The 10,862-nt window shown below is 58.4% G+C and carries 8 protein-coding genes; 5 read left to right on the top strand and 3 right to left on the bottom strand.

Annotation, left to right across the window (positions count from 1 at the left end):
* Positions 1–82: 82 nt before the first annotated feature.
* Both HX778_RS09740 and pheP read right to left on the bottom strand, forming a co-directional pair.
* On the bottom strand, positions 83–1,618 hold the full coding sequence (locus tag HX778_RS09740) for a PAS domain-containing methyl-accepting chemotaxis protein (protein WP_176981866.1): 1,536 nt from the start codon (positions 1,616–1,618) through the stop codon (positions 83–85).
* 317 nt (positions 1,619–1,935) lie between these two features.
* Positions 1,936–3,330 carry a phenylalanine transporter gene (pheP, locus tag HX778_RS09745; protein ID WP_176981867.1) on the bottom strand — a complete coding sequence of 465 codons (1,395 nt, stop codon included), beginning with the start codon at positions 3,328–3,330 and terminating at the stop codon, positions 1,936–1,938.
* A gap of 266 nt (positions 3,331–3,596) precedes the next feature.
* Here pheP and HX778_RS09750 point away from each other — a divergent pair, with 266 nt between their 5' ends.
* Genes HX778_RS09750 through HX778_RS09770 form a run of 5 tightly spaced genes read left to right on the top strand, consistent with a single transcriptional unit; the run spans position 3,597 to position 9,205 of the window.
* Positions 3,597–5,306 (top strand): ABC transporter substrate-binding protein, encoded by a 1,710-nt coding sequence (locus tag HX778_RS09750; protein WP_370527377.1) that lies wholly within the window; start codon positions 3,597–3,599, stop codon positions 5,304–5,306.
* A 53-nt stretch (positions 5,307–5,359) separates the two neighbouring features.
* Positions 5,360–6,319, top strand: a complete 960-nt coding sequence (locus HX778_RS09755; RefSeq protein ID WP_176981869.1) for an ABC transporter permease — start codon at positions 5,360–5,362, stop codon at positions 6,317–6,319.
* Entirely contained in the window at positions 6,319–7,266 is a 948-nt protein-coding gene (gene opp4C / locus HX778_RS09760) for an oligopeptide ABC transporter permease (protein WP_038475212.1), read from the top strand. The genes HX778_RS09755 and opp4C overlap by 1 nt, the downstream gene beginning before the upstream one ends.
* Positions 7,263–8,243, top strand: coding sequence for an ABC transporter ATP-binding protein (locus tag HX778_RS09765; protein WP_176981870.1), 981 nt, complete (start codon positions 7,263–7,265; stop codon positions 8,241–8,243). The genes opp4C and HX778_RS09765 overlap by 4 nt, the downstream gene beginning before the upstream one ends.
* Positions 8,240–9,205, top strand: a complete 966-nt coding sequence (locus HX778_RS09770; protein WP_176981871.1) for an oligopeptide/dipeptide ABC transporter ATP-binding protein — start codon at positions 8,240–8,242, stop codon at positions 9,203–9,205. The genes HX778_RS09765 and HX778_RS09770 overlap by 4 nt, the downstream gene beginning before the upstream one ends.
* A gap of 9 nt (positions 9,206–9,214) precedes the next feature.
* On the opposite strand, the gene HX778_RS09775 is transcribed toward HX778_RS09770, so the two are convergent.
* A complete protein-coding gene (locus HX778_RS09775; RefSeq protein WP_176981872.1) occupies positions 9,215–10,834 on the bottom strand; it encodes a cyclic peptide export ABC transporter in 1,620 nt (539 codons plus the stop codon).
* Between the last annotated feature and the right edge of the window lie 28 nt (positions 10,835–10,862).

Here is a 10,862-nt window from a genome sequence, read left to right on the forward strand (position 1 = left end):
TTAATTTAGGCCAGCATGATAGCGTAAATCCAGGAGGATAAGGTGCCGGACATCACTGTCACCCACGTCCGGCACAGCAAAATTAACTGCCGTAGACGTTAATCGCGCTGGTTAAGCGCCGCGCACGTTGATTAAGATTTTCAACGACCGCGCCTGCCTGCACCACCATGTCGGCATTGTTCTGCGTCATGGTACTTATTTGCTCCACCGAATGGTTAATAAGCCCAAGCGCGCTGGTCTGCTCGCGGGTCGCATCGCCAATTTCTCTTATCAACCCAGCCATCCTGACTATCTCTTCTGCCATTTCGCTGATGTGCTTTTCCGCACTTTTCACTTCGGCAACGCCCGAGCTGACGCTGGCTGCGTTACGATCGATCAGCGTTTTAATTTCTTTCGCCGCCGAGGCGGAATGCTGTGCCAGGTTACGGACTTCAGCGGCCACCACCGCAAAGCCCCGCCCGGAAACGCCTGCTCTGGCCGCCTCCACCGCCGCATTCAGCGCGAGGATATTAGTCTGGAAAGCAATTTTGTCGATAACGCTGATTATCTCGACGATATGCTCGCTGGCCTCCGCCATCGACTCCATCATCGTCAGCGTGCGTTTCATCATCTGCTCGCCCTCCAGCGCACTTTGGCTGGCCCTGTCTGCCATTTGCGACGTTTGCGCGGCAGAATCCGCCGTCTGCTCGACCGCACCGGAGATCTCCTCAATGGCCGCCGCCGTCTGCTGCAGCTGGGCGTAGGTTTCATCGGTACGTTCGCTCATCGCCCGGCTGCTACCTGCCAGCTGATGGCTTATCCCGCCGATGCCGCTGACCTGGCCGCCCACATCATCCACCAGCGAGCGCAGGTTAAGCCCCGACTGGTTTACCAGACGCATCATCAGGCCTATCTCATCCACGCGATTAAGCTGAATCAGCCCGGTTTTTTGCCCGGAGACAATTCTCTGCATTTGCCGGACGATGGTTTTTACCGGCCTGATAATTTGCTGCTGGAGAAAGCTCCCCAGCGCGGCAAGCAGCAAAACGGTCAGCGCCGCCTGCCCGCCGCTGTTCAAATGCACCAGCGGCATCACGCCAACGGCCAGCGCTAACGTAACCAGCGCCCCGAAGAGCCGTTGAGACAATGAAAGGCGCTGAAAGAGCGACAGCACGCTTTTCCAGCCGCGACGGATAACCAGCCCTTTAAAGAAGCGCAGGTGCCCGGCACGTTTCTCTCTGACGGCCTGATATAGCGCTTCGCTTGCCGCCACTTCCTCTCGCTCCGGCACCGTTCGCACCGAAATATACCCGGTCAGTTCGCCGTCATGGTAAACCGGGGTCACGTTCGCACGGACCCAGTAAAAATCACCATTTTTCCGGCGATTTTTAACCATCCCCGTCCAGCTGTCTCCCTGCTGTAAAGTGGCCCACATATCGGCAAACGCTTCGGGTGGCATATCGGGATGGCGAATAAGATTATGCGCCTCGCCCATTAACTCTTGTTCGGCAAAACCACAGGCTTTAATAAAAGCAGAATTGGCATAAGTAATATGGCTGTGAATATCGGTGGTCGACATCAAAGCCTCTCCGTCCCTGAGAAGATGCTCCTGCTGCGTAACAGGGTTGTTAACTCTCATATAAATCCCAAGCTGTAAAAGAGAAGAGTGCCAGCGAGCGTGGCAAAAGGTATGCGATGTTGTTATTTATTGGCGCGATGCGCTGCAGTGTGCGGCGATATATTCTGCCGAATGAGGTAAATAAGAAAGGACTATTTGATAAGCGGCGAAAATGAAAATTAATTTGTCATTAACTTAGGCGTTAATTGTAAAAGCGCTGTAGTTTATTTTGTTATGGCAGAAAGATTCTATTTCCCAAAGGTAAATTAAGCGCTCTTTTTAAATTTAAGATAAATAACGCCAACCCTATTAAAAACCGTTGGCGTTATTGTTGGACTTTAGCTGGCTTTACGGCGCAGCAGCTTAAAGGCGACAAACAGGAACACTATCCAGGCCGGCAGCAGCATCGCAGACAGACGCATACCGTCGATGGTACACATCAGCCCCAGCACCATCATCATAAAGGCAATACACAGATAGTTACCGAACGGGTACAGCAGCGCCCTGAAGCTGGTTTCATGCCCCTGGCTGCGCATTGCCCGACGGAACTTAATGTGCGCCAGCGAGATCATGATCCAGTTCAGCAGCAGGGTCGCCACCACCAGCGCCATCAGCAGACCAAAGGCCTCATGCGGCAGCAGGTAGTTTAAAACGACAACCAGCGAAGTGATTGCGCCAGACAGCAGCAGCGAATTCACCGGCACGCCGCCACGGCTGACTTTCGCCAGGAATTTTGGCGCATTACGCTGCACGGACAGCCCGAACAGCATGCGGCTGTTGGAATACACGCCGCTGTTATAAACGGACAGCGAAGCCACCAGAATCACGAAGTTGAGCGCCGAGGCAACCACATTACTGTTCAGCTCGTGGAAAATCATCACGAACGGGCTGCTGCTGGACTTAATTTCCAGCCACGGATAGAGCGAAAGCAGCACCACCAGCGAGCCGATATAAAACAGCAGAATACGGTAAACCACCTGGTTAACCGCCTTCGGGATGGTGGTCTGCGGCGAGCGCGCTTCCGCCGCCGTAATGCCGATAAGCTCCAGGCCGCCGAACGAGAACATGATCACCGCCAGCGACAAAATCAGCCCGTGCCAGCCCGTGGCGAGGAAGCCGCCGTGCTGCCAGAGGTTGCTGACGCTCGCCCTTTCGCCACCGTGCCCGGAGGCCAGCAGCCAGATACCGAAGCCAATCATGCCGACAATCGCCAGCACCTTAATGAGCGCAAACCAGAACTCCATCTCGCCATACAGGCGCACGTTCACCAGGTTCGCGGCGTTAATCACCACGAAGAACAGGGCCACCCACGTCCAGGTCGGCACGTCCGGGAACCAGTACTGCATATAAATGCCGCCGGCGGTCAGCTCCGCCATGCCGACCAGCACGAACATCACCCAGTAGTTCCAGCCGGACAGGAACCCGGCGAAAGGCCCCCAGTACTTATAGGCAAAATGGGAAAACGAACCAGAAACCGGCTCTTCAACCACCATTTCACCAAGCTGACGCATGATCAGAAACGCGATGATCCCCGCCACGCCGTAGCCCAGCAGTACGGCAGGCCCCGCCATTTGGATCGCCGGGCCAATGCCGAGAAAAAGTCCTGTGCCAATAGCGCCGCCCAGCGCAATCAGCTGAATATGGCGGTTCTGCAACCCGCGCTGTAATTGATGGCCATCCTCCGGCCCCGCATTCTGGCCCTGTGGCTCAGATGCGACTGACGTGTTTTTCACGCCCTGCTCCTTTGTGATTTGTCAAAGGGGCACCTTTTAACATTTGGCGTCGGGAGTGGCAAGGAATGGTTACACTTCGAAAATACCCCTCCAGGAATGTTATGCAGGCTCCTGGGCGAAAATCAGCTTCAGCACAAATCATTCTCTTCCCCCGCGCAAAGGAACAAATCGCTATAAGGCATAGCATTTCGTTGTTAGACAGTGACAATTCCGGCTTTTATCTTTCGTCATGATTTGTAAATTTTACAGCAAAAAATCTTGAGGGAATGCTATTGGCCAGGTTACTTGACGCATTACAAACAAAACCCACGCGCTTTCGCCTGGCATTACAGGCAGCCCTGATTAGCAGCGTGGTGGTTTTCTCCGGCGCAGCAGCAGCCGATGACATTTTAAAAGAAGGCATCACGCCCGCCACCGACGCAAGCCAGATCCCTGCCACCGCTAAGCTTCGCAAAGACACGGTTGTGGCCGGGATCTCTGAACCACAGGGCATCTTTAACCCTTACTTCTTCGTTAACGGCTGGGATGAAAACGTCACCAACGTCATTTTCTCGCGCCTGATTGACTGGGACAGCCACGGCAACCTGGTGCCAGGCCTCGCCGAAAGTTGGAAAGTCAGCCCGGACGGCAAGGTCTACACCATCAAGCTGCGCCCTGACCTGACCTTTAGCGACGGCTCTCCGCTCACCGCCGAAGACGTCGCGTTCACCCTCACCGTGCTGTATGACCCGAAATATGACGGCGATACCGACATTACGCTGGCCAACATTGCCGGCGGTGCAGATTACAAAGCCGGGAAAGCCGACCGCGTCAGCGGCCTGAAGGTTATTGACCCGCTTACGCTGCAGGTCACCACCACCCAACCGGGCGCAACCACGCTGGGCAAGATTGGCGGCCCGGTACTGTCGAAAGCTTACTACGGCAAAGGCTACCAGCCCGGCAACCTGGATTACCTGCGTACCCTGCACGGTAAACCGCTGGGCAACGGTCCTTATGTTTACGATAAGTACATTCCGGGGCAGGAAATTCGCTTCCACGCCAACACCCATTTCTACCGCGGCACGCCGCCAACGCCGCGCTTTATCTACCGCGTGACTAACCCGTCCACCAACTTCCAGCTGTTCCAGACCGGCGAGACGGATTACGACGCCTTTACCTCACGCCCGGACGATATTGAACAGCTGAAACTGCTGGGCTTCGCCAATATCAACCTTTACGGCTCCAGCGACTACAGCAAGGTTGAATTCAACGTTCGTCGCCCGGCGCTGCAGGACGTAAAAGTCCGCCAGGCACTGATCTACGGCCTGGATCGCCAGAAGCTGATCGACGTGGTTTACCAGGGCTACGGCACTGTCGCCAACGAACCGATCTCGCCGATCTCCTGGGCCTATAACCCGGAAGGCGTAAATCCGTATAAATTCGATCCTACGCAAGCGAAAAAGCTGCTGGATGAAGCGGGCTGGAAACCAGGCCCGGACGGCATCCGCGTGAAGGACGGCAAACGTCTGGAACTGACGCTGCTGGCGAGCAAAAAAGTGCTGAACGACGCGCTGATCCCGATCGCTAAAGAGAACTGGCAGCAAATCGGCGTGCTGCTGAAGCCGCAGGTCGTCGACTTCAACGCCCTGATGGCACAGCGTAAAGCGGGCAACTACGATCTGGCCTCCTTCAGCACCAGCACGCTGAACGATCCGCACGACGGCGTCTGGGACTTCTACAGCAATGAAGCGAAGGCCTCCGGCTACAGCAATGCGCAGGTCGATAAGCTGATAAACGACGGCAACGCCACGCTGGATGAAGAGAAGCGTAAAGCTATCTACCACGAGCTGTATAAGGTGCTGGCTGCGGATCCACCGGCGATTCTGCTCGGCAACCGCAAAATACTGTCCGCCAGCAGCGCCCGCGTCACCGGCTTTAAGCCGGACATCTACAACGGCCTGACCGGCAGCCTGCCGGATGTGAAAATCGTTAAGTAATGCAGTAAACCTCGCCGCCGCCCTTTTACCGGGGCGGCGGCAGTGAGAACGTAATGAAAAATTTTATTCTGCGCCGCCTGCTGCAAACCCTGCCGATGCTGCTGCTCGCCTCGTTTATTATCTTTATGCTGTTCGCGAAAACGCCCGGCGACTTTATCGACGGGAATATTACGCTGACCGCCGCCCGCGTCGCCGAGCTAAAGGCTATTTACGGCCTCGACCAGCCGCTGTTCACCCGCTATATCCACTGGCTTGGTCAGCTCATGACCGGCGACTTAGGCTTCTCTTTGCAATACCAGATTCCGGTCAGCCAGCTGCTAAACCAGTACATCTGGAACTCTTTCCTGCTGGCCTCCATCGCGCTGGTGTTTTACTGGGGCATTGGCCTGGCGGTGGGCATTGTCTCGGCCATGAAGCCCAACTCGCTGTTTGACCACCTGGTGAGCGTGCTGGTGTTCGCCGCCATGTCTTTCCCGACCTTTTTCCTCTGCCTGTTGCTTATCAAATGGTTCGCGGTGGATCTGCACTGGCTACCGGTCGGCGGCATGACCAATACCGGCAGCGACGCAACCGGCTCGGCCTACGTCGTGCAGGTTGCCGCCCACCTTGTGCTGCCCGTCCTCGCCCTGGTGATGCTGCAGGCAGGCAGCCTGACGCGCTATTTCCGCGCCAGCATGCTGGACGTAGTAAAGATGGACTTTATCCGCACCGCCCGCGCCAAAGGGCTGCGCGAGCGCACCGTTATCCTCAAACACGCCCTGCGCAACGCGCTGCTGCCGATCATCACCCTGCTGGGCTTTGAGCTGCCGGGGCTGTTTTCAGGCGCGATCATTACCGAAAAAGTCTTTAACTGGCCGGGCGCGGGCCACATTCATATTGATTCACTCGCCGCCCGTGATTACCCGGTGCTGATGGGCTTCACGCTGTTTCTGGCGGTGCTGACGATCCTCGGCAACCTGATTGCCGATGTGCTTTACGCGTGGGCCGACCCGCGCATTCGTGTGAGGTCGTGATGTTAAGCTCTCTGTTTTCTACCAATCGCCGCCTGCGCAAGGCGGAAATCCCGGCGCTGGCGCAGGTCACGCCTTCGCCGTGGCGTCAGGCCTGGCAGGCGCTGAGGCGCAACCATCTGGCGATGTTGTGCCTGATTTTGCTGATGGTGATGGCGGTATGGTGCGCGTTTGGGCCGCTCTGGTCGCCGTGGAAAGACGACGCCACCGACGCGCTGATGATCAACAAACCGCCGGGCGAAGTGCACTGGCTGGGCACCGACTTCCTCGGGCGTGACGTCTACACCCGCCTGCTGCTTGCCGGGCGCATCTCGTTAATCATCGGCCTGTTGACCATGCTGCTATCGGTCACCCTCGGCTACCTGCTCGGCGCGGTTTCCGGCTACCTGGGCGGCTGGACCGACAAACTGATTATGCGCCTGGCAGATCTGGTGATGACCATTCCCAGCCTGCCGCTGCTGATCGTCGCGGGCGCGATGCTGTCGGAGCTCGACTTCTCGCCGGACTCGCGTATTTACATGGTGGTCATCATGCTGAGCCTGCTGGAGTGGCCGAAGCTGGCGCGCCTGGTGCGCGGGCAAATCCTTTCTCTGCGCGAACGCGACTTTATGCTGGCAACTCGCGTGCTGGGCCTATCCGCCCGCCGTCGCCTGTTCGGCCACCTGCTGCCGAACACCATTCCAATTCTGGTGGTCATGGCCACCATGGCGGTGGCAAACGCCATTCTGATGGAGTCGGCGCTGAGCTACCTGGGCCTCGGCGTCGTGCCGCCCACCCCTTCCTGGGGCAATATGATGGACAGCGCCAACAGCCTGATCGACTTCCAGCGCCGCCCGTGGTTATGGATGCCGCCGGGAATAGCCATTTTTATCACCGTGATCGCGATTAACGTGCTGGGCGACGGCCTGCGCGACGCGCTGGACCCGAAAATGAAGCGAGGCGTGAAATGAGCGAAGCGCTGATTGAGTTTAACAACCTCTCCCTCTCCTTCGCCGGAGAGCAGGGCCGCGTGCGCGCCGTGCAGGACGTGTCGTTTACCGTTCATGCCGGGCAAACCGTTGGCGTCGTCGGGGAGTCCGGCTGCGGCAAAAGCGTGACCGCCATGTCGCTGATGGGTTTACTCCCTCCACAGGCCGCGCGGATTGACGGCGGCGAGATCCTCTTTCAGGGCAAGAACCTGCTCGGCCTTAAGCCTGCGCAAATGGCAGATTTACGCGGCAACGAGCTGGCGATGATTTTCCAGGAGCCGATGACCGCCCTGAATCCGGTGCTGACCATCGGCGATCAGCTTTGTGAGCCGCCGATCCGTCATCGCGGAGAAACGCCGAAAGTCGCCTGGAACCTGGCGACACAAATGCTGACCGACGTCGGGCTGGCGCGAGCGGAGAGCCTGATGGCCAGCTATCCGCATCAGCTCTCCGGCGGCATGCTGCAACGGGTAATGATCGCCATGGCGCTGAGCTGCCGGCCAAAACTGCTGATCGCCGATGAGCCCACCACGGCGCTGGACGTGACCGTTCAGGCTCAGATCCTCCGCCTGCTGCGGGATCAGGCGCGCCAGCACCACATGGCGCTGATGCTGATCACCCACGATCTCGGCGTTATCGCCCAAATGGCGGAACACGTCGTGGTGATGTATGCCGGGCGCATCGTCGAACAAGGGCCAACGGCTGACGTACTCCGCCATCCGCTGCACCCGTATACCAAAGGGCTGATCGCTTCCCGGCCGGTGCCCGGCGAGCGCCGCCGCAGGCTCTATTCTATCCCCGGTCAGGTCCCCGATTTGGCTGCCCTGCCGCCTTACTGCGCCTTTACCGACCGCTGCGAGCACGCCACCGATCGCTGCCGCCAGGGCATTCCGGCGCTGCTCGGCCAGCGGCGTCAGGCCGCCTGTTTCTACAGCGAGTTAGCGGAGTCCGCATCGTGAACAATCAGTACGTTATTGAAGTCGAAGGACTCAAAAAACACTTCCCGCTACGTGACGGGCTGTTCGGCCAGCAAACCGGCGAGCTGCGTGCGGTCGACGGCGTCAGCTTTAACATTCGTCAGGGCACGATTTTCGGCCTGGTAGGCGAGTCCGGCAGCGGGAAAACCACCGTTGGGCGCACCCTGCTCGGTCTGTATGACAAAACCGCCGGCAGCGTGAAATATCGCGGCAAAGAGCTAAGCGAGCTGAGCGCCAAAGAGACGCGGGCGCTGCGGCCTAAAATTCAGCTCGTCTTTCAGGATCCCTACAGCTCGCTAAACCCGCGCATCCGCGTAGGAGACGCCATCGGCGAGGCGATGCTGGAGCACAAGCTTTGCACCCGCACCGAGCTGCGGGATAACGTGTTGGAAGTAATGAAGATTTGCGGCCTTTCGCCTCAGCATTACAACCGCTTCCCGCACGAGTTCTCCGGCGGCCAGCGCCAGCGCATTGGCATCGCCCGCGCGCTGATCCTAAACCCCGATTTTATTATCGCGGATGAACCGATTTCGGCGCTCGACGTTTCCATTCAGGCGCAGATCATCAATCTTTTTTCCGATCTGCGCGACGAACGCGGCGTGACGTTCCTGTTTATCTCGCACGATCTCGGCGTGGTGGAACACCTGTGCGACGACGTGGCGGTCATGTACCTCGGCCAGCTGGTGGAAACCGCCAGCCGCGACGTGCTATTCAGTCAGCCGCTGCATCCGTATACCCAGGCGCTGCTGGCCGCGGTCCCGACGTTGGATCCAAACAGCGAGCCGGTGGCCGCTATTCAGGGCGAAATCCCCGATCCTTCTCGCCCGCCTTCCGGCTGCCGCTTCTCCTCACGCTGCCCGCTGGTTACCGACCGCTGCCGCCAGGAAGTCCCCGTGCTGCGTGAAGTGGGCCACGCTCACCGCGTCGCGTGCCATTTGGTTTAGATCCACGATTCAGGCAGACAGCGGCCTGACCACGCTGTCTGCCACCACTTTCCCGGACTCCAGCTTAATTAGCCTGTCCGCCAGCGGGAAATAGTGGTCGTCGTGGGTAATGGCGAGCACCGTTTTGCCCTCCGCTTTTAACATTGGCAGCAGCACCTTGTAGAACACCTCTTTAAAGCCGGGATCCTGGTCCGCCGCCCACTCGTCAAACAGATAGAAAGGCCGGTTTTCCAGCCAGGCCTGCAGCAGCGCGAGGCGTTTACGCTGCCCCTGGGAAAGCGCGGTTGTCGAAAAACGCCCGTCGCGGAAGGCCACTTTGTGGTCGAGCTTCAGCAGATGCAGCAGCTTATTCACCTGGTCCACCGTGCGCTCATGCACGTTGTCCACGTCATCAAACAGGAAGAAGTCATTGAACACCACGGCGAAGTGCTGGCGGTAGATTTCACGCTGCTCCGCCGTAACCTGCATACCGTTAAGCCTGATTTCACCGCCGTCCGGCGGGTAAAGGCCAACCAGCAAATTCGCCAGCGTGGTTTTCCCGCTGCCGTTGCCGCCCACCAGAAAGACCAGCTCGCCCCGGGTGAAGCAAAGATTGAGCGGCCCGAGGGTAAAACGTTCACCCTCCTCGCCCTGATATTCGTAGCGAATGTCCGTCAGCTCGAGGCTGTCAAAATGGGGCGGCCTTTTCAGCGGCAGCAGCTTTTCCTGCGGCAGATCGGCTTTAAGCTGGGCGATTCGCTGGAGCGCGATGCGGGCGCTGGTCAGCGTTGGCAAGGCCGAGAGCACGCCTTCTACCGGCACAATCATGTACAGAAAAATCATCGTGTAGCCGGTCATCACCGCCGGGCCAAGCGCCAGGGACTCCCGCAGCCAATAAAGCACCACGCCGATAAACGCGAAGAACAGCACGCTGCCCCAGCTTTTTGCCAGGCCGTAAAACACGTAGCCCCGCGTGCGTTCGAGGCGAACCGCTTCGATATTTTCGCTCAGCGGCCCGTCGACGAAATGCCGCCTGCGCGGTGGGTTAAGGCGAAACTCACGTCCGCCGTCGAACAGTTTCTTGCACTGGGCAATCAGCGTATCTTCCCGCTGCCGTGAGCTACGCAGCAGCCCCAGCGCTTTGCCGTGGGCGGCGCGATAGCCCATTGCCCCCAGGCCTAGCACCAGCAGCGCCAGCAGCAAAACCTGCCACGACAGCGTGCCGAGGTAGATCAGGCAGCCGACAATCGCCGCCCCATAGATAAGCAGCCCCGGCAGGCTGACGAAAAAGACCACCAGCGTGTCGAGATCCTGCGTCAGAATAGACACCGCCTTTGCCATGCCGGTTTTCTCCAGCTGTGCCCAGGCGGTTTGGCTGACGTGATTCACTACGTCTTTACGCAAGGTCGCCTTCACCTTTTGCCCGAGCCACATAAACAGCGTTTCAGCCAGCACGCGAGTGGTGAGCATCAGCGCGGCAAGAAGCACAAACTTCAGCGCCACATCGGCCAGCCCATCGGGCGGCAGCGTCAGGCTATGGTTGATCACCGCCAGCAGCGAGGCGTTGCTGAGCCCGCTGACCACGCTGGCAAAGGCAGCCAGTGCCAGCCAGCCGCCCACCAGGCGGAACAGCATCATTAACAGAGACATTGTTGCTTCCTTTTCGACATTACTCTCC

This window comes from Cedecea sp. P7760 (assembly GCF_013386425.1).
In the GTDB taxonomy this organism is placed as follows: domain Bacteria; phylum Pseudomonadota; class Gammaproteobacteria; order Enterobacterales; family Enterobacteriaceae; genus Cedecea; species Cedecea selenatireducens.

Excerpts from the sequence above, each read along its gene's own strand:
- HX778_RS09750 (WP_370527377.1), top strand. The coding sequence starts at position 3,597 with ATGCTATTGGCCAGGTTACTTGACGCATTACAAACAAAACCCACGCGC.
- HX778_RS09765 (WP_176981870.1), top strand. The coding sequence starts at position 7,263 with ATGAGCGAAGCGCTGATTGAGTTTAACAACCTCTCCCTCTCCTTCGCC.
- opp4C (WP_038475212.1), top strand. The coding sequence starts at position 6,319 with ATGTTAAGCTCTCTGTTTTCTACCAATCGCCGCCTGCGCAAGGCGGAA.
- HX778_RS09740 (WP_176981866.1), bottom strand. The coding sequence starts at position 1,618 with ATGAGAGTTAACAACCCTGTTACGCAGCAGGAGCATCTTCTCAGGGAC.
- HX778_RS09775 (WP_176981872.1), bottom strand. The coding sequence starts at position 10,834 with ATGTCTCTGTTAATGATGCTGTTCCGCCTGGTGGGCGGCTGGCTGGCA.
- HX778_RS09755 (WP_176981869.1), top strand. The coding sequence starts at position 5,360 with ATGAAAAATTTTATTCTGCGCCGCCTGCTGCAAACCCTGCCGATGCTG.